Origin of the sequence: Lentzea sp. NEAU-D7, from assembly GCF_026242055.1 — a bacterium.
GTDB lineage: Bacteria > Actinomycetota > Actinomycetes > Mycobacteriales > Pseudonocardiaceae > Lentzea.
Window position 1 is genome coordinate 66,108 of the sequence record NZ_JAPJDL010000025.1, and the last position, 18,422, is coordinate 84,529.

Here is an 18,422-nt window from a genome sequence, read left to right on the forward strand (position 1 = left end):
AGCGGAGGACACGTGCTCGTCGAGGACGTCGTCAGCTACCTGGAGATGAAGTCGCTGGAGGAACTGCGCCCGGCGCGGGACCGCGGCGCCGAGGTCGAGCTGCGCGAGGTGTCCGATGTGGACACGATCAGGGCCGTCCACGACCGCGTGGCCGGCCCGTACGGCTGGATGTCGCTGGCCTGGACGGCGGAGAAGTGGCGGGAGTCCCTGGACCGGCCGGGGGTGCGGACGTGGGTGCCGCGGGTCGGTGGCGCCGACGCCGGGTTCGCGTTGCTGTGCTTCGACCCCGGCGGGGACGTCGAGATCGACTTCTTCGGCCTCGCACCGGAGTTCACGGGGCGCGGGCTGGGCGGCCACTTCCTGACCGTCGTCACGCGGACGGCGTGGGAGGCGGGCGCCACCAGGGTGTGGCTGCGGACGTCCTCGCACGACCACCCGCACGCGAAGGCCAGCTACGAAGCTCGCGGGTTCCGGTTGTTCAAGACCGAAACCCGCGAGCGGGTGCTCGTCACACCGTAGAGCGTTCCGGGTGCTGCTGTGCCGCGTCGTCACTGCGGCGCAGCAGCACCTTCACCAGTACCAGCGCCAGAACCCCGGCGAGACCGGCCATCCACCACAGCACGACGTGCAGGCCGTTGGTGTAACCGGGTTCGGCGAGCCTGCCGCCGGTCATCGTGGCCAGCACGGCACCCGCGATGGCGATGGCGATGGTCTCCAGCGCGAGGCGCACCGTGTTGAACATCCCGGCGCCGGTCCCGGCGCGGGCGGGATCCACGCTGCCGATCGCGACCCCGTCGATCAGCCCGGTCGAGATCCCGAACCCGGCGCCGATGGTGAGCAGCGGTCCCGCGATCGACAGCACCGACGATCCCGGCCCGATCACCGTCAGCCAGGCCGCGCCGACGCCGACCAGGGCGACCGCCAGCACCACGACGCCCTGCGGGGGAACGACCTTGGTGACCAGCGGTGCCACCGGCGGCAGCAGCAGCGTCAGCCCGGTCAGCAGCACCAGCACGACGCCCGCCTCACCGGTGGACATGCCCAGCACCTTGGTGAAGTACGACGGCAGGTACACGATCAGCGGCAACGGCACCGACACGATCATCGCGCCGGCCAGCGAGATCCCGATGAACTTGCCGTTGCGCAGCAGGGCGAGGTCGAACATCGGCTGGGCCTGGCGCCGTTCCACGACGACGAACGCCACCAGCAGCACGACCGACCCGGCGAACGCGACGAGCACCGCGGGCGACGCCCAGCCCCACGCCGGTCCCTGCACGAACGCGGCGATCAGCAGCAGCAACGCGAGCGTGAACGTCGCCGTCCCGGCCCAGTCGACCTTGCGGGAGCCCGGTTCCTTCGACTCCGGCAGCATCGGCACGAGGCAGAGCACGACGACGCACGCGAGCGCGGGCCCGGCGAACACGGCCCGCCAGCCGAAGCCCTCGACGAGCAGTCCGGCGACGGTCGGCCCGAACGCGAGGCCCACGCCCAGCGCCGTGCCGAAGTAGCTGAACGCCCGGATCCGGGCCCTGCCGGTGAAGGCGGACGCGAGGATGGCGGCCGAGCTGGCGGCCGCGGCGGCCGCGCCGATGCCGGCGAGCACGCGCAGGACGTCGAGCATGACGACGTTCCACGACAGCGCGCTCAGCACGCCGCCGGCGGCGAAGATGGAGACACCGGTGGCGAACACCCGCCGGCGGCCGAACATGTCGGCCATCGACCCGGTGGCCAGCATGAAGCTCGCGAAGCAGGCGATGTAGCCGTTCACGACCCACTGCACGGCGGGCAGGTCGGCGTTGAGGTCGGTGGCGATGTCGGGCAGCGCCACCGACGCGCCGGTGAGCGTGATCGGTAGCGAGAGGCTGGAGAGCAGGACGGCCACGAGGACGACTGCCGGGTTGTTTCGCACGATTCCCCTTGTTCAACGCGGTAGTGCCTGGGCTTGCGGGCGCTGGTGACGCGCCCGCGGCCACTCCAGCGTGCAACCTCAACCTTTGTTCAGGTCAAGTCTTCATCGAGCCTCGATCAAGCCACTGTCCACCGGCCCTAGCGTCGTGACCATGACACCGACGTTCACCACCATCGGCCTCGTCGTCGCCGACATGGCAGCGGCCACGGCGTTCTACGAGCGACTGGGCCTGAAGTTCGGCGATGACGACGACCACCGGGAGTGCGAGCTGACGGGGGCGGTGAAGCTGACCCTCGACACCGAGGCGGCGGTCAGGTCCTTCACGCCGGACTGGACCCGCGCGACCGGCAGCCCCCGCGTCAGCCTGGCGTTCCAGGTCGACAGCCCCGACGCCGTCGACGAGGTCGTGGCGGAGCTCGCCGCGGGCGGCGCGGTGGTCACCAGGCAGCCGTGGGACGCCTTCTGGGGCCAGCGCTACGCCTCGGTGAGCGACCCGGACGGCAACGAGGTCGACGTCTACGCCACCCTGCCGGCCTGAGCACGGCGGAAGGGACGAGGCCGGCTGCCGGCCCCGTCCCTTCCGCGTGTCAGACCCGTTCGCGCGCAACGGTCCTGCGCGTCCCCAGCAGCGCGTGCACCACGACCGCCGCGACCAGGCAGATGCCGGCGACGATCCACAGCGCCACCCGCCAGGCGTCGGTGAACTGCTCGGCCAGCACCGCGGGGTCCCCGCCGGTGAGCTCGCCGGCGGCGACGTCGTTGGCCAGCTCGGCGGAGCCGACCCTTGCCTGGATCAACGCGATGAGCGCGGTGCCGAACACGGCGATCACCAGTGCCTCACCGGCGTTGCGGATCGTGTTGAGGAAGCCCGCGGCCATGCCCAGCCGGGCCGGGTCGACCTGGTTCATCGCCTGCGCGTCGGTGATGCCGAAGGAGATGCCCAGCCCGATGCCCACCGACAGCAGCGGCCCGATCAGCTCGCTCACGCCGATACCGGGACGCAGCACAGTCAGCCACGCGTTGCCGCCCGCCACCAGCAGCAGCGCGGAGGTCATCAGCCACCGCGCGGACACGCCGCGGTTCACGAGCCAGCCACCGGCCATCGGGATCACCAGGATCGGCAGCGTGAGCATCAGCATGGTCAGGCCCGCCTCCTGCGCGGTGGCACCGTCCACGCCCTGGAAGTAGGTGGGCAGGAACACCAGGATGCCGACGAAGCCGACCGACGTGGACACCGTTCCCAGGCACCAGCCGATGAACTTCGCGTTGCGCACCAGGGAGAGGTCGAGCACCGGGAACGCCTGCCTGCGCTCGACCACCACGAACACCAGCAGCAGCACCACACCCGCGACGAGCCCGAACGTGCCGCCCCAGCCGCCCTGCGGACTCTGGATCAGGCCGAACATCAGCAGGCCGAGACCGAGCACGAACGTGACCACGCCCGCCCGGTCCACCTTCGGCCGTTCCGCCGACCGCGACTCGGCCACGAACAACGTGCCCAGCAGGATCGCCGCGCCGATGACCACGTAGGACACGAAACTGGCACGCCAGCCCAGCTCGGTGACGAGCCACCCGGACAGGAACGGGCCGGTCACCACGCCCGCGCCGCCCGTGGTTCCCATGGCCGCGAACGCCTTCGTCCTGGCGCTGCCGTCGAACGTGACGGCGAGGATCGCGCCACCACTGGCCATCACGCCGCCCGCGCCGATGCCGGCCACCGCCCGCGCGAGGTCCAGCACCACGATGTCCTGCGCCAGCGCGCACACCAGCGAGCCGCCGGCGAACAACGTCGTCGTGAGCACGAACACCCGCTTGCGGCCGAACAGGTCCGACAGCGACCCGCACACCAGGGTGAACGCGGACAGCGCGAGGTTGTACGCGGAGATCACCCACTGCAGCGCGGCGCCGCTGGCGTCGAGCTCGGCGCCGATCTGCGGCACCGCGACACCGGCACCCGAGATCGACATCGCCACGGCGAACACACCCACGAGCACGACCGCCAGGGTGAGAGCGGGGCTCGACCGCCTGGTCAACGTGTCGGGAACAGCACTCATACAGCTCTCCTAGGCAGGAGGAAAACGCCCGCCGTGAATTCGGCGAAGACGGTGGAATTCAGGGCCGGAATTGTGGCCGGCGTCCTCAAGCTAACGCGGCTGGCCGCGCCGTTCAAGCGCCTTTATGCAACCACTGTGCGGGCTTTTGTTCGCCTCGATCTCGCCCCGAAGTCAGCCCGTTAGCGTGGGTCTCATGCGAATTCTGTTCCTCGCCGGAGGAAGTCCGGCAACGGTTTTCCCGCTGGTACCGCTGGCGACCGCCGCACGCAACGCGGGCCACGAGGTGTTGATGGCGGGGACCGAAGGAATCACTTCGTCGATATCCGGCGCCGGTCTGCCCGCGTTGTCGGTGAGTCCGCTGACGATGCTCGACTTCTTCACCAACGACAAGCACGGCAATTCTCTGGAATGGCCGCCGGACCCCGAGGACTGGAAGCTCTTCATCGGCCGCGGCTTCGGCCGGCTGGCCCGCGCGAGCATGGAACCGCTGCTCGACCTGGCCCGGTCGTGGCGGCCGGACCTCGTCGTGGGCGGTCAGCTCGCGTTCGTCGCGCCGTTGCTCGCCAAGCGGCTCGGCGTGCCGTACGTGCGGCACACCTGGGACAGCGGCGAGCCGCCGGAGGCCGACCTGGGCGCCGCCGAGGAACTGGAGCCGGAGTTCCGCGAACTCGGGCTGGACGGGTTCCCGGTCGCGGACCTGCACGTCGAGCTCTGCCCGCCGAGCCTGCTGCCGCCCGGTCCGGCACCGGCCAACCTGCAGCACATGCGGTACGTCGCATCCAGTCCACAGAGGACGCTCGAACCGTGGATGTACACCAGGCCGGAGCGTCGCCGGATCTGCGTGACCGCGGGCTGCCGCGTCACCAAGGACCAGTACTTCGACTTCCTGCGCGACCTGGCGGGCAAGGTCGCCCCGCTCGGCGCCGAGATCGTCGTCGCCGCGCCGGAGGACGTCGCCAGGGACCTGACCGCCGGGCTCGACAACGTGCACGCCGGCTGGCTCCCGCTCGACGTCGTGGCGCGCACGTGCGACCTGTTCGTGCACCACGCGGGTGGCGGCACGTCGCTGCTCGTCATGGCGGCCGGGCTGCCGCAGCTGCTCATCCCGAACATGCCCTCGTCCGTCGCGCCCTCGCAACGGCTCACCGACTTCGGCGCGTCCCTCATGCTGATGCCCGGCGAGGACACGCTCGACGCGGTCGTCTCCGGTTGCCAGGAACTGCTGGAGAACCCGTCGTACACCGAACGCGCGCGGGTCGTCGCCGACGAGATCCGCTCCCAGCCCCTGCCCGTCGACGTGCTCGCCGTCGTCGAGGAACTCGTCTAGGAGCTCGAACATGTGCGGAATCACCGGATGGGTCGACTACCGCCGGGACCTGACGGGTCAGGGCGAGCTGGCGGACGCCCTGACGCAGACCATGGCGTGCCGCGGCCCGGACGCGTCGGGCGAGTGGATCGGCGAGCACGCCGTGCTCGGCCACCGCCGGTTGTCCATCATCGACCTGGAGACCGGTCAGCAGCCGATGGCCGCCGACGAGGCCGTGATCACCTACAGCGGCGAGGTCTACAACTTCCGCGAGCTGCGCGACGAACTGCGCGGGCTCGGCCACTCCTTCGGCACGACGAGCGACACCGAGGTGGTGCTGCGCGCGTATCTGGAGTGGGGCGAGGACTTCGTCGACCGGCTCAACGGCATGTACGCGTTCGCCATCTGGGACACCAGGACCGAGGAGCTGCTGCTGGTCCGCGACCGGATCGGCATCAAGCCGCTCTACTACTACCCGACCGCCGGCGGTGTGCTGTTCGGCTCGGAGCCCAAGGCGATCCTGCGGCACCCCGACGCCGAGGCCGTGGTCGACCGCGACGGCCTGTGCGAGATGTTCACCATCGTCAAGACGCCGGGGCACGCGATCTTCCGCGGCATGTACGAGGTCCGCCCCGGCTCGGTCGTCCGCGTCAGCCGCGACGGGCTGACGAAACGCCGGTACTGGCGGCTGGAGAGCCGCGAGCACACCGACGACCTCGACACCACGATCGCGAACGTCCGCACGTTGCTCGAGGACATCGTGGAACGCCAGCTGTTCGCGGACGTCCCCGTGGGAACCCTGCTGTCCGGAGGGCTCGACTCCAGCGCCGTCACCGCGCTGGCCGCCCGCAGGACGGGGGAGCTGCCCGCGTTCTCGGTCGACTTCACCGGGCACGACGACCGGTTCGAGGCCAACGTCCAGTGGGAGGACCCGGACACGCCGTTCGCGATCGAGGTGGCGGAGCGCGTCGGCGCCGAGCACATCACGATCATGCTCGACAACGACGACATCCTCGACCCGTCGGTGCGCAGGGCGACGCTCGTCGCGCAGGACCTGCCCATCTCCACCGGCGACATGGAGTACTCGCTCTACCTGCTGTGCCGCGCGGTCCGCGAGCGGGTGACCGTCGCGCTGTCCGGTGAGGCGGCCGACGAGCTGTTCGGCGGCTACACCTGGTTCCACGACCAGGAGGCGGTGAACAACGGCTCCTTCCCGTGGCACCACCCGTTCGAGAAGGCCGGTGGGATCGGCGCGCTCGAGGAGGTCGGCCTGTGGGACCGGCTCGGGCTGGGCGAGTACGTCCGGCGCCGGTACGACGAGGCGATGGCCGAGGTGCCCAGGCTGGCGGGGGAGACCGGGACCGAGGCCCGGATGCGCGAGGTCGGTTACCTGAACCTCACGCGGTGGGAGAACTTCCTGCTGGACCGCAAGGACCGGATCAGCATGGCCGTCGGCCTGGAGGTGCGGGTGCCGTTCTGCGACCACCGGCTCGTCGAGTACGTCTTCAACACGCCGTGGGCGATGAAGAACTTCGACGGCAGGGAGAAGAGCCTGCTGCGAGCGGCCATGCGCGGTGTGCTGCCGGACAGCGTGCTCGACCGCAAGAAGAACCCGTACCCGTCCACACAGGACGACAAGTACGAGGTGGCGCTGCGCGAACAGGTGGAGGAGCTCTGCACGCCCGACTCGCCGGTGCTCCAGCTCGTGTCCGAGGAGGGCATCCGCCGGCTGCTCGCGCGGCCGGACGGCGCCTACGTGATGGGCGGGCCCTGGGCGGCCAGGGCCGTGCTGGAACGACTGGTCGAGTTCAACACGTGGATGACCGAGTACGACGTGCGGCTCGTTCTGTCCGATGAGGACTGACGGCCGAGGTGAGGACGGTGTTCCGATGTCAGTCACTGGCGAACCGGCCAAGGGCGAGTACCTGATCGACCCCGACCGGTCGGTGATCTCGTTCACCACCAGGGCGATCTACGGGCTGCTGCGAGTGCGCGGCACGTTCCGGGTGGGCCACGGCAAGATCTCGGTCGCCGAGCCGGCCACCGCGTCCACAGTGGACGCGGTGGTGGCCGCGGCCAGCTTCGACAGCGCCAACGCCGAGCGCGACGCGCACGTGTGCTCGGCCGACTTCCTCGACGTGGACGCGCATCCCGAGATCGTCTTCCGCGGTGAGCGGGTCGACCGGGCCGCGAACGGCGAGCGCGTCCTGCGTGGCACGCTGACCGTCCGCGGTGTGACCCAGCCGATCTCCCTGGCGCTGCACCGGGTCGGCGGCGACGACCAGGAACTGGTCGCGCGCGCGACGACCCGGATCGACCGGTACGCCTTCGGCGTCACCAAGGCCAAGGGCATGACCGCCCGTTATCTCACGCTGACCCTGGACGTCGTGGCGAACCGCTGATCGTGCGTGGTCATCTCCAGCCTGTCGTCCGCGGACAGGATGGCCTCGTGCAACCGGCGCAGCTGCGCCGAGGGCTCGACGCCCAGCTCGTCGGAGACGCTGCGGCGCAGGTGCCGGAACACCTCCAGGGCGCGAACCTGCCGGCCGGCGCGGTACAGCGCGAGCATGTACATCGCCTGGAGGTTCTCGTTCAGCGGGTGCTGCGCGGCGACGTCGCCGATCTCGCTGAGGATGTCGTGGTGGTAACCGAGCCGCAGCTCGGCCTCGAAGCACTGTTCCGTCACCGACAACCGCGCCTCCTCGAACCGGTTGACGTGCGCCCGCAGCAACGGCCCCGCCTGGACGTCCCCCAGTGCGGGGCCGCGCCACAGGCTCAGCGCCCGCCGGAACTTCCTGGCCATGTCGGCGTCGTCGTCCCGCCGCTGGGCCTCCCGGCCCTCGGCGACGAGCTGGTCCCACTCCATCAGGTCGAGCGAGTGCGGCGGCACCATGAGGAAGTAGCCGCGGTTGCCGGTGATCAGGCTCTTGTGCGCCTCGGTGAGGGAACCGAGTGTGGGGGACGCGGCTAAAGCACGGCGGATCTGGAGCACGTATGTCTGGAGCGTCGGGATGACCGTGCGGGGCGGGTTGCCCTCCCAAAGTTCCTCGACGGCGGCGTCGATCGCGACGAACCTGTTGGCGTTGAGCAGGAACAGGGCCAGCAGCTGCCGTTGCTTCGGGGCGGTCGGCAGGTAGGAGACCCCGTTGTCGTGCATGGTCAGCGGACCCAAGATGCCAAATTTCACGACAAGCCTCTTCTGATAGTCATGTGTTGTCATGGCTGAACTGAGGTGTGTGAAAGGCAGAGCGAAGCGATGCGCCGGTGAACGTGCCGGCGCGCACGGGATCGACCGGTTCCGCCGTTGGAACGGGATCAGCGTGGCGCGCACCGGCACGACCGGCGACATTCACTTGGTCGGGGTCAGATGCCCCAATAATTCCCCAGACCCCCCAGGCACTGCAGAATTCCGAAGCCCCACCCCAGATTCCGATTACCGCGGCTCGCCGGCGCCTTCGGTCACGCCAGCAGGCCGGTCGCTCGCCGGTGAGGAAGTGCCTACTCCATGGATCCCCCATTGCCTCATGCGATGCGCCCCGTGGTGCTGGTAGCGTATTCCGACCTGGGGCCTGACCAATAAGGTGCTCACTTGGTTAGAGCCTACCAGGACGCGCATTGACAACGGCAAGAAAAAACAGGCGATTCGGCCATCCGGGTGACTTTGTCGCCACTCGTGCCGTCGCCGAAGAAGCCCGTCGCCGGACTATTCAAAACATGTCGCCGCAGGTCGCGGACTCGTGCGTGCGTTAGAGAGCCGGACGTCGTGCCGACCGGGTCGTTGTGAATTCAAGCGTTCAGGCAAACTCCTGCCGCGGTGCAAGTGGGTCCATGTCGTGGGACGCGAATGATAGGCAGATGTCCCCGACCTATGGCGCGGACCGGAATGGACGGGATTCGTCCATTCCGGTCGTGGCCAGAATCACTCGGATGATGCCCCGAGCGGTGCTCAGGTGTTGTAAGCGTGCTTCTCGCGCTTGTCGCGAAGCGCGCCGGCCCACCAGGTGAGCTGGTCGAGCAGTGATTTCGCCGCCAGGTCCGGGCCTTCGGGGTCGCGCAGTTCACCGTCTTCGTTGAACAGCGAGTGAGCCATGGCGAAACAGATGGTTTCGCGAATGGTGGTCGCGTGCAGTTCCGCGAACACCTGGCGCAACTGTTCGACGGCCCGGGAGCCGCCTGCCAGACCGCCGTAGGACACGAATGCGACAGGTTTTGCGTTCCACTCGACGTACACCGAGTCGATCGCGAGTTTGAGCGAGGCCGGATAGCCGTGGTTGTACTCCGGGGTCACCACGACGAACCCGTCCGCCGCGCCGATCCGCCGCGCGAAAGCCTGGACGTCCGGCGACGGGTACACCCCGGTCACCACCGGGACGGCCTGCTGCACGGTGGGCAACGGCACCTCCGCCAGGTCGATCACGTCGACCGAGACGTCCCCGCGCCGCCGGACGTGCCCGAGGACCCATTCGGCCACGGTCGTGCCGAACCTGCCCTCTCTGGTGCTGCCGATTATCAATGCCAGGTGCAGTGGTGGTTCTGCGGTCACCGGTCTCCCCTTGGGCGATCTTGCCGTAGCCGCTCGGCTACCCGCTGCGACCACGCTAATACGTGAACAATGGTTCAGGTCAAGCCCTGCGGGGAGGCTTTTCCGATCACCGCAAACCCACCTGGCAAATGGGTGTCCACCTGCGAAGACTCGGGCGGTTCCGTTCCGGGCGGTCGTGTCAGAGCGAGGACTTCCGGCGACCGTCGATCACCTGCTGGGCGACGTCGGACAGCAGCTGGCCGGAGTTGCGGGCATGCGTCCGCAGCAACGAGAGCGCGTCCGCGAGGTCGACCTGCAGGCGCACCGTCAGGATGCCCGTCGCCTGCTGGATCGTGACGCCGCTGTCGAGCGCGTTCTGCACCTGTTCGGTGATCATCTCGTTCTGCCGCGGTGCGCGGACGTGGAGGATGCCGATCGCCGCGACGTTCGCGAACGACTGCGCCAGCACGGGGACGTCCGCCGGAAGGGCGCCGGGTGACGTCCGGAACAGGTTGAGCGCGCCGATCACCTGGTCGTGCAGCCGCATCGGCACGGCGTCGATCGCGGCGAACCCCTGCGCGCGAGCCGCCGTGGAGAACCGGGGCCAGCGTTGCGGTGCCGCACCGAGGTCGTCGCACCCCACCGGCGTGCCGGTGCCGAAGCAGTCCAGGCACGGGCCTTCGTCCTCCTGCAACTGGAACAACTCCAGCAGCCGGGCCTTCTCGGTGGAGGCCGCCACGAGGTTGAGCGCGCCGTGCTGGTCGGCCAGCAGGATGCCGGCGGCATCCACGTGGAGCAGCTCGACACAACGTTCGGTCAGGGTGTGCAGGAAGTCGATGGTGTCGAACCCGAGCACCAGCGTGTCCGCCAGCTCGACGAAGGTCTGCGTCACCCGGTGGTCCACGACACGCCCCAATTCGCAGGTTCTGGCATCGGCGTCATCACCAGGGGCCGGGGCGAGCGCACTCCTCGTCCATGCTTCCACGTCGTGCCAGGGCACGGCTGAGCCATCCGAGTGCAGGTCGGCACGTCGTGCCGCGCAACGGAACCCGTTCGGTCGACCCGTACCCGCCGGACGTCATAGCGCGTCAGCCGGGCGCACCCGGATCTGCCCACGCCGCCACGTCGACCGTGCCGGCGATGACCGACTCGGCGACCTCGCTGAGGTTCTGGTTGTGGCTGCGGGAGTAACGCCGGAGCGTCTCGAAGGCCTGGCCCATCCCGATCTGCAGTCGCTCGGCGAGCACCCCTTTGGCCTGTTCGACGAGCACCCTGCTCTGCAACGCGCCTTGCAGCTGCTCGGCGAGCAGTTCCTGCTGGTTGAGCAGCTTGGCCTGCAACAGGCCTATCGTGGCCACGTCCGCCATCGCCTGCGCCACCCTGACGGTCGAACTGCTCAGCGCGCCTGGAGCGGCGGTGAACAGGTTCAGCGCGCCGATGGTCTGGTCCCGCAGCCGCATCGGCAGGGCGTGCACCGCGCGGAACCCGGCTTCCGCGGCGATCGCGGAGAACTCCGGCCAGCGCTGCGGAGCCTCCGTGAAGTCGGCCACGGTCACGGGCGCGCAGGTGAGGTAGCACTCCATGCACGGGCCCTGGCGGTGCTGGAGCTCGAACAGCTCCACCAGCCTGGTGCGCTCGCTGGAGGCTCCGACCACGTACAGCTCGTTGTGGTGGTCCGCGAGAAGAATGCCCGCGGCGTCGACCTCCAGGGTGTCGACGCACCGGTCCGCCAACAGGTGCATGAACTCGACCGAGTCGAAGTCGGCGACCAGGGTGTCGGCAAGCTGAACGAACGTCTCGGCCATGTTCTCCACTGACATCGGGCCACCTCTGTTGGTCGGTCGCCGGCCGATCACGCGGGATCAGGCCGTGCTTCCGGGGTTAGTCGCAGACGCCGGGCCACCACGTCGCGCGCGACGTCGATCACCGGCCTTTCCTCAGCGAACGCGTGCGCTCTCAACCGCACCAGAGCCTCCTCGACGCCGACTCCCAGCTGGACGGACAGCATTCCCGTGGCCTGGTGGACCTCGGCGCGGCGCAGCGGCATGTCGGCCATTGGCGTGGTGTTCTCGACCTGAACGCGGGTGAGCTCGTCCAGCAGCAGCGACAGGATGACGTCGGAGAGGACCTGGGTGTCCGACATCTGCTCGTGGGTCATCGGGCCCGGCCGAGCGCGGTGCAGGACGAGAAGACCCATCCGGATGGCTCCGCTGCGCAGCGGGAACGCGAACACCGCCCGTGCACCGATCTCGAGCGCCGCGGGCACGAACAGCGGCCACCGCCGGTGGTTGTGCCCGGTGTCCAAGTCGCCCGCCAGCACCGGCACACCCGTGCGGAACGCGTCCGCGCAAGGCCCCTCGCCCAGCGTGAACCGCAGTTCCTCCAGGCGGACGCCCACCTCGTCCGTGGCGTACCGGGACTCGCCACGGTCCGGGCCGCTCATGAGGGTGAGCTGAACGCCGCTCACCCCGGCCAGGCGGACACCGGCATCACAGGCCGACTCGCTGGACACCTCGGCGCACCGGGCCGCCGCGTCGGCGGCGAGGTACCCCAGCACCTTGGCCAGCCGCTCACCGCTCACCGCTCAGCCTCCCGTGATCAGGAGCATGTCACCGTCGCGAACCCCGTAGGGCAAACCACCCTAGTCCCTCAGGGGAGCGCCCCGAAGGGGCCGCGTCGCCCGGCGAGCTCCTCGCGCAGCACTTCAAGAGCCTGGTGCTGGGCCAGGCGGACGGCAGCAGGCGTGGAACCCAGTACCGTCGCGGTCTGTTCGGCGGAGAGTCCGCACAGGAGACGCAGCCTCAGCACTTCTCGTTGCGGGCCGGGCAGCAGCCCCAGCAACTGGGCGGCCTGCCTGCCGTTCACGGCCGCCTCCCGTCCGGTGGAGCGGGCAGGGCGCTGACGCGTGCCGCCAACTCCCGTGCACCGCTGTGGGAGCCGTGCAGGCGGGCGTGCGCGGCGAGCGGGCGGATGCGGTCCCGCACGCGCGCCGAGCCCAGCGCGCCGGCTGACACGAGTGCCTGGAACCCGACGGCCACGCCCTGGTCGACATCGCCCTCGACCAGGTGGTTGGTCGACAGCAGGATGAGGCTGAACGCGCGGCTACGGGCCATCTCGTCGCCGTAGCCGTCGATCGCTTCGACGAGCAGCGGAACGGCGGTTCCGGCGTGCCGCCGGTCCACGGTGCGGGCCAGGTCGGTGTGGACCGCGCCGGTGAGCGCCGACAGGTCCGCCGCGGTGAAGAACCTCGCCCAGTCGGGCACCTGGCTGTGGTCGGCGGCGGCGAGCTGGCCCCGGCCGCGGTCGAGCAGCGTCCGGGCGCCGTCCCACGAGCCCTTCTTCGCCCAGGCCCACGCCGAGTTCATGGACAGGATGCTCCCGCCGATCTCGTCGCCGGACTGCTTCGCCGCGACCAGCCCGAGCTGGAAGTACGCCGAAGCGTCGTCGAGCCTCTCCTGGTGCAGGCACACGCGGCCCAGCCGGTAGCACACGTTCGCCGTCAGCCCGGAGTGCCGGCCGAGCCCCGCCAGCACCAGGGCGTGGCAGAAACGCGTCCGGGCCTTGCTCGCGAATCCGGCGTCGAAGTACGCCCAGCCGGCGACGTTGTGCAGGTCGGCCAGAGCCACGTACAGCTGCCGCCGCACCTTCCCGGACGCGGACGCGGTGAGCATCTGGTCACCCGCGAGGAGCAGCGCGTCGAGGGCTGTCAAACAGGACTCGCCGCCGTGCCGGTAGTCCGTCGCACGCAACGCTCGTGTGTCCGCCTCCAGCCCTGTGACCTCGGAGGCCCCGATCGATCGAGGGGACTGCTGGTCGAACGGGAGACGATCTGGCACGGCCACGGCGGCACTCCTGACACCAGGACGGGAGAAGCGGGCGCCGCCGGGGTCTGGAGCGGTGAACGGGTCACCTGGACGAACCAGGTGCAAAGCCGATGATAGACCGGCTTCGGGTGGCCGTTCGGGTCGAGTTTCCGGCCGCCCAGGGCCGGGACACGGCCTAGTCGCGCCAGTCCGGGTCGGCGCGGTCGTCGGCCGCCGCGTCGACGTTGCCCCGCACCCGCGCCGCCTCCCGCGTGCACTCGACCGCGCTGTGCCCGGCGGAGTAGGTCTCCAGCCCGTCGCCCAGGCCCCCGGCACCCTGCGCCCAGGCGACGCCGACGGCCTCGTGGAGACCTGCGCGCAGGCTCACCCAGTCGGCGATCCGGCGCGCGGCGGCGGCGCGCTGGGCAGGTCCGCGCGCGGAAGGGCTCATGACTTCCACCATGCTCCAGGTCGGTGGGAAAAGCGAGGTGGGACGGGAAAACAGTGGTGTGAGAAGGACGTGTGCGGGACTGAACTGCTGATCCGCGGGTAGGTCCTTGGGACGCGGGCGAGCAGTGGACCCGCTGACGAGGGAGCCCGTGTGAGCGAATCGGAACTGCGGCGCACGGCCGCGGAGGCGTTCGGCTGGACCGAGCTGCGCGCCGAGCAGCTGGCCGGCATGCAGCACCTCCTGGAGGGGCGCGACACGGTGGTCGTCATGCCCACCGGTGCCGGGAAGTCCGCCATCTACCAGGTCACGGCGATGCTGCTGGACGGACCGACGGTGGTGGTGTCGCCCCTGATCGCGCTGCAACGCGACCAGGTGGCCGGCCTGCGCGCGAACGACGCGCCCGCGGCCGCCGCGGTGAACTCGGCACAACCGGCGCAGGACAACGAGGCCTCGTGGCGTTCCTTCACCGACGAGGACGCGGAGTACCTCTTCCTCTCTCCCGAGCAGCTGGCCAAGGAGGAGGCGCTCGACCGCCTGGAGCGGGCCAAGCCGTCGCTGTTCGTCGTGGACGAGGCCCACTGCGTGTCCGCGTGGGGCCACGACTTCAGGCCCGACTACCTGAGGCTGCGCCACGTGGTCGAACGGCTGGGCCACCCGCCGGTGCTGGCGCTGACCGCCACGGCGAGCGGGCCGGTCAGGACCGACATCGCCGAGCACCTGGGCATGCGGGATCCGGCGGTGATCGTCGCCGGCTTCGACCGGCCGAACCTGCACCTTGCCGCGCGGTTCCGCGCCGACGAGGCCACGCGGACGGACGCGGTGGTCGACTGGGTGGCGCAGCGGCGGGGGCCGGGCCTGGTGTACGTGCCGACGCGCAAGGACGCCGAGCGGTACGCGGACGCCCTGGCCGGCCGGGGCGTCTCCGCGGCGGCCTTCCACGCCGGGATGAAGGCGGCCGACCGGCGCCACGTGCAGGACGAGTTCATGTCCGGCGGCATCGGCGTCGTGGCGGCCACGTCGGCGTTCGGGATGGGCATCGACAAGCCGGACGTCCGGTTCGTGGCGCACGCCGCGATGCCCGGGTCGCTGGACGCCTACTACCAGGAGATCGGCCGTGCGGGCCGCGACGGCGCTCCGGCCGAGGTGATGTTGTTCCACCGCGCGGAGGACCGCGGCCTGCACCGGTTCCTCACCGGCGGGCGGCTGGACCGCGACGGGGTGCGGCAGGTCGCCGCGGCGGTGCGCCGCCGCCGTCCGGGCGTGCGGATCGGCGAGCTGGCCGAGAGCCTCGGGCTGTCCCGCCGCAAGGTCACGAACCTGGTGAACCTCCTGGAGGGCGCCGCTGTCGTGCGCACCGCCGACGACAGGGTCCGGTACGTCCCGGACGCTCCCGCTCCCGCGCGGGCCGTCGCCGCGGTGGAGCAGGACGTCGAGCGGCGGCGCAGACGCGACCGCTCCAGGATCGAGGTGGCACACGGCTACGCGGAGACGCGCTCGTGCCGCAGGCGGTTCCTGCTCGGGTACTTCGGAGAGCGGCTCGACGAGCCGTGCGGGAACTGCGACGCCTGCGACGAGGGCCTGCCGGCCGAGGCGGGGGAGCCCACCGGGTACCCGCCGAACACCGTTGTACGCCATGAGAAGTGGGGCCGCGGCACGGTCGTGCACGCCGAGGCGGACCGGCTCGTCGTGTTGTTCGACGACGTCGGCTACAAGACGCTGTCGCTCGCCGCGGTGCGGGACAACGGCGCGCTCGTGCCGCTGTGACGATCGACGCGGGGCCGGGGGTTTGGCGGCACCGGTCGTGGCAACACCTTCGCCATGCCGATCGCCGAATCCTTCAAGCGCGTCCAGGGCGCCTACGCCGCTGACGAACGTCGCCCGCTGCTCGGATACCTGGCCTCGCTGGGCGCCTTCGGCGCGCTGGCGGGCGTCGCCACGGCCGTGGGGCGGCGCAGGGGGATACGGCTTCCCGAGCGGTTCACGGCGGGCGACACCGTGCTGCTCGCGGTGGCCACCCACAAGGCGAGCAGGCTCGTCACCAAGTCCTCCATCACCAGCGTGCTGCGGGCGCCCTTCACCCGTTACGAGCAGCCCGCCGGTGCCGCCGAGGTCAACGAGAGCGTGCGCGGTCACGGCGTGCGCCACGCCGCCGGTGAACTGCTGACCTGTCCGTTCTGCTCGGGCGTGTGGGTCGCGAGCGCCCTCGCCGCGGGCATGGTGCTCGCGCCGAAGGCCACCCGGCTCGTCGCGACCACGTTGTCGGCCGTCGCGGCGTCGGACTGGCTGCACCTCGCCTACGACGCCGCCAAGTAGCACCCGATCGGCACGAGGACCGGAAACCCGGCCGCCGGCCCGGTCCGTCCGGCTCGTGTCCACAGTGGAGTGACGAGTCCCCTGGGCGGCTGCTGCCCGCCGGTTACCCGCACGCGAAGTGCGCGGAGGTGGCAGGGGTTCGTATCCTGGTGCTTCACAACAGCGTCGGTGCGAGGGGCCGAGAGTGGACGGGCAGCGTCGAGACCGGCTCGAGCGGATGATCGCGGAACGCACCACGGGTTCCGAGTGGCCGCTGGCGCTGTGCGCGGTGTGCGTGCAGGTTCTGCCCGGGGTGGACGCGGCGGCGCTGGTCCTGCGGGGCGATGCGCGGGCACAGGAGATGGTCAGCGCCAGCGACGGGTGGGCGGCGTCGATCGAGGAGCTCCAGTACACGCTCGGCGAAGGCCCCGCGGTGGAGGCCTTCCGCGGTGGCGGCCCGGTGCTCGTCCGGGACGTGAGCACCGAGGAGGGCAGGTGGCCCGGGTTCGCCGACGCGGCCGCGGAGCAGGGCCTCGCCGCGATGTTCGCGTTCCCGCTGCAGGTCGGCGGCATCCGGCTCGGCACCCTGGACCTGTACCGGCGCCGTCCCGGCGGGTTGTCCGCGGAGGCGGTGGCGGACGCGGCCCTGCTGGCCGATCTCGCGACGCTCGCGTTGCTGGAGAACGAGCTCGCGGACGACGAGGACAGGCTGCGGATGGAAGTGTCCTATCAGGACGTGCACATGGCGACCGGTGTGCTGGCTGCGAAGCTGCGCATCAGCCTCGAGGATGCCTTCGCCCGGTTGCGGGCGCACGCGTTCGCCGAGCGGCGGTCGGTGCTGGAGGTCTCGCGCGACGTGCTGGACCAGCGGATTTCCCTCGACCGGCTGGCGGACTGAACGGTGTCGTGCGAGGGCGGGTCGTATGCTGTGAGCGTGTCCGATGTTCGAGATGAGGTCGTTCCCGCGCTGAGCGAGCTCACCGCGAGCCTGATCGACCATCACGACCCGGACGCGGTGTTGCGCCTGGTGACCACGGCGTGCACGAGGTTGCTCGGCGCCTCCGCCACCGGCGTGGTGCTGAGCGACCCGCGCGGTGGCATCAGCGTCGTGTCCGCCTCGGACGAGCGGTCGCGGTTCGTGGAGCTCCTGCAGGCCCAGGCCGACGAAGGTCCCTGTGTCGACTGCATCGAGGACGGCGTGGCCGTCACCGCCACCGACCTCGCCACCGAGGACCGGTGGCCCGCCTTCCGGCCGGCCGCGCTCGACGCCGGGTACCGCGCGGTGCACGCCGTTCCCATGCGGCTGGACCGGCAGGTGGCCGGGGGACTGAACCTGCTCTACGCCGAGCCCGTCGCCCTGCAGCCCTGGCAGCAGCGGCTGGGCCAGGTGCTGGCCGACCTGGCGGTGCTGGGACTGTCCCAGGAGACCGGCCCGGCGCGCGTGCACCGGCTCACCGAGCGCACGCTGACCACGATGAACGACCGCGTGCAACTCGCCCACGCCGTCGGCCTGGTCGCGGGCACCCTCGACGTCGGTGTCGACGTCGCGCGGACCCTGATCCTCGACCACGCCCGCGAGCACGGCAGCTCGGTGCGCGACGTCGCCAGGGGGCTCACCAACGGCGACGTCGACCCCGCCGCGGTGGCCGCGACTCAGTAGTCGCAGGCGAGGTCGGCCCAGACGGTCTTCCCGATCGAGTGCGTCACGACGCCCCACTCCTCGGCGAGCTTGTTCACGATGATCAGGCCCCGTCCCCGTGAGTCGTTGAGCCGGGAGCGCCCCAGGGTGGGCAGGTCCGGTGAGGCGTCGTCCACCTCGATGCGCAGACGACCGGTGGCCTCGATGCGCCGGAGGCGGAGCTGACGGGGATGCCGCCCGTGGTCGTAGGCGTTGCTGACCAGCTCGGTCACGGCCAGCTGCACGTCCTCGACCAGGTCCTGGGACAGGTGGCTGAACGCGCCGGAGATCCAGCGGCGCATCGCGGAGAGCGAGGGTGTGTGCTCGTGCAGCTCCAGGGAGAGGGTCGTCGGTGCGGAGGGAGGTTCGTCGCTCGCGGCCATGGCCGAACCGGTCCACTTCTGTGA

At 70.5% G+C, this 18,422-nt stretch carries 20 protein-coding genes; 9 read left to right on the top strand and 11 right to left on the bottom strand.

Annotation, left to right across the window (positions count from 1 at the left end; translation table 11 throughout):
• The first annotated feature begins 12 nt into the window (after positions 1 to 12).
• Positions 13 to 519 carry a GNAT family N-acetyltransferase gene (locus ORI60_RS36875; RefSeq protein ID WP_266042645.1) on the top strand — a complete coding sequence of 169 codons (507 nt, stop codon included), beginning with the start codon at positions 13 to 15 and terminating at the stop codon, positions 517 to 519.
• Here ORI60_RS36875 and ORI60_RS36880 read toward each other — a convergent pair.
• Positions 509 to 1,909, bottom strand: coding sequence for an MFS transporter (locus tag ORI60_RS36880; protein ID WP_266042646.1), 1,401 nt, complete (start codon positions 1,907 to 1,909; stop codon positions 509 to 511). The two genes, ORI60_RS36875 and ORI60_RS36880, sit on opposite strands and share 11 nt — an antisense overlap.
• Positions 1,910 to 2,060: 151 nt before the next feature.
• Here ORI60_RS36880 and ORI60_RS36885 point away from each other — a divergent pair, with 151 nt between their 5' ends.
• Entirely contained in the window at positions 2,061 to 2,447 is a 387-nt protein-coding gene (locus ORI60_RS36885; protein WP_266042647.1) for a VOC family protein, read from the top strand.
• Positions 2,448 to 2,496: 49 nt separating this feature from the next.
• On the opposite strand, the gene ORI60_RS36890 is transcribed toward ORI60_RS36885, so the two are convergent.
• On the bottom strand, positions 2,497 to 3,963 hold the full coding sequence (locus ORI60_RS36890) for an MFS transporter (protein ID WP_266042648.1): 1,467 nt from the start codon (positions 3,961 to 3,963) through the stop codon (positions 2,497 to 2,499).
• A gap of 193 nt (positions 3,964 to 4,156) precedes the next feature.
• Here ORI60_RS36890 and ORI60_RS36895 point away from each other — a divergent pair, with 193 nt between their 5' ends.
• The 3 genes from ORI60_RS36895 to ORI60_RS36905 are packed head-to-tail and all read left to right on the top strand — an operon-like array spanning position 4,157 to position 7,671.
• Positions 4,157 to 5,290, top strand: coding sequence for a glycosyltransferase (locus ORI60_RS36895; RefSeq protein WP_266042649.1), 1,134 nt, complete (start codon positions 4,157 to 4,159; stop codon positions 5,288 to 5,290).
• A 10-nt stretch (positions 5,291 to 5,300) separates the two neighbouring features.
• Positions 5,301 to 7,133, top strand: a complete 1,833-nt coding sequence (gene asnB / locus ORI60_RS36900; protein ID WP_266042650.1) for an asparagine synthase (glutamine-hydrolyzing) — start codon at positions 5,301 to 5,303, stop codon at positions 7,131 to 7,133.
• Positions 7,134 to 7,158: 25 nt separating this feature from the next.
• Positions 7,159 to 7,671 carry a YceI family protein gene (locus ORI60_RS36905; protein ID WP_266042651.1) on the top strand — a complete coding sequence of 171 codons (513 nt, stop codon included), beginning with the start codon at positions 7,159 to 7,161 and terminating at the stop codon, positions 7,669 to 7,671.
• Here ORI60_RS36905 and ORI60_RS36910 read toward each other — a convergent pair.
• The 8 genes from ORI60_RS36910 to ORI60_RS36945 all read right to left on the bottom strand — a co-directional run bounded on the left by ORI60_RS36910 (position 7,632) and on the right by ORI60_RS36945 (position 14,045).
• Positions 7,632 to 8,441 carry an AfsR/SARP family transcriptional regulator gene (locus tag ORI60_RS36910; RefSeq protein WP_266042652.1) on the bottom strand — a complete coding sequence of 270 codons (810 nt, stop codon included), beginning with the start codon at positions 8,439 to 8,441 and terminating at the stop codon, positions 7,632 to 7,634. The genes ORI60_RS36905 and ORI60_RS36910 overlap by 40 nt on opposite strands.
• Positions 8,442 to 9,215: 774 nt before the next feature.
• Entirely contained in the window at positions 9,216 to 9,812 is a 597-nt protein-coding gene (locus ORI60_RS36915; RefSeq protein WP_266042653.1) for an NADPH-dependent FMN reductase, read from the bottom strand.
• Between the two features lie 178 nt (positions 9,813 to 9,990).
• On the bottom strand, positions 9,991 to 10,683 hold the full coding sequence (locus tag ORI60_RS36920; RefSeq protein ID WP_266042654.1) for a GAF and ANTAR domain-containing protein: 693 nt from the start codon (positions 10,681 to 10,683) through the stop codon (positions 9,991 to 9,993).
• Positions 10,684 to 10,879: 196 nt separating this feature from the next.
• Complete coding sequence (locus ORI60_RS36925) at positions 10,880 to 11,611, bottom strand: GAF and ANTAR domain-containing protein (protein WP_266042655.1); 732 nt, start codon at positions 11,609 to 11,611, stop codon at positions 10,880 to 10,882.
• Positions 11,612 to 11,643: 32 nt separating this feature from the next.
• Positions 11,644 to 12,372, bottom strand: a complete 729-nt coding sequence (locus tag ORI60_RS36930) for a GAF and ANTAR domain-containing protein (protein WP_266042656.1) — start codon at positions 12,370 to 12,372, stop codon at positions 11,644 to 11,646.
• A gap of 68 nt (positions 12,373 to 12,440) precedes the next feature.
• Positions 12,441 to 12,656 (bottom strand): sigma factor-like helix-turn-helix DNA-binding protein, encoded by a 216-nt coding sequence (locus tag ORI60_RS36935; RefSeq protein WP_266042657.1) that lies wholly within the window; start codon positions 12,654 to 12,656, stop codon positions 12,441 to 12,443.
• Positions 12,653 to 13,633: a transcriptional regulator gene (locus ORI60_RS36940; protein ID WP_266042658.1), complete on the bottom strand. Its 981-nt coding sequence runs from the start codon at positions 13,631 to 13,633 to the stop codon at positions 12,653 to 12,655. The genes ORI60_RS36935 and ORI60_RS36940 overlap by 4 nt, the downstream gene beginning before the upstream one ends.
• Positions 13,634 to 13,790: 157 nt before the next feature.
• A complete protein-coding gene (locus tag ORI60_RS36945; protein WP_266042659.1) occupies positions 13,791 to 14,045 on the bottom strand; it encodes a hypothetical protein in 255 nt (84 codons plus the stop codon).
• Positions 14,046 to 14,195: 150 nt separating this feature from the next.
• On the opposite strand from ORI60_RS36945, the gene ORI60_RS36950 reads away from it, so the two are divergent.
• The 4 genes from ORI60_RS36950 to ORI60_RS36965 all read left to right on the top strand — a co-directional run bounded on the left by ORI60_RS36950 (position 14,196) and on the right by ORI60_RS36965 (position 17,997).
• A complete protein-coding gene (locus ORI60_RS36950) occupies positions 14,196 to 15,809 on the top strand; it encodes a RecQ family ATP-dependent DNA helicase (RefSeq protein ID WP_266042660.1) in 1,614 nt (537 codons plus the stop codon).
• Positions 15,810 to 15,863: 54 nt separating this feature from the next.
• Positions 15,864 to 16,358: a DUF1360 domain-containing protein gene (locus ORI60_RS36955; RefSeq protein WP_266042661.1), complete on the top strand. Its 495-nt coding sequence runs from the start codon at positions 15,864 to 15,866 to the stop codon at positions 16,356 to 16,358.
• Positions 16,359 to 16,542: 184 nt separating this feature from the next.
• Positions 16,543 to 17,235 carry a GAF and ANTAR domain-containing protein gene (locus ORI60_RS36960; RefSeq protein ID WP_266042662.1) on the top strand — a complete coding sequence of 231 codons (693 nt, stop codon included), beginning with the start codon at positions 16,543 to 16,545 and terminating at the stop codon, positions 17,233 to 17,235.
• A 36-nt stretch (positions 17,236 to 17,271) separates the two neighbouring features.
• Entirely contained in the window at positions 17,272 to 17,997 is a 726-nt protein-coding gene (locus ORI60_RS36965) for a GAF domain-containing protein (protein WP_266042663.1), read from the top strand.
• Here the strand turns inward: ORI60_RS36965 and ORI60_RS36970 are convergent.
• Positions 17,991 to 18,398 (bottom strand): ATP-binding protein, encoded by a 408-nt coding sequence (locus tag ORI60_RS36970; protein ID WP_266042664.1) that lies wholly within the window; start codon positions 18,396 to 18,398, stop codon positions 17,991 to 17,993. The two genes, ORI60_RS36965 and ORI60_RS36970, sit on opposite strands and share 7 nt — an antisense overlap.
• Positions 18,399 to 18,422 lie beyond the last annotated feature (24 nt).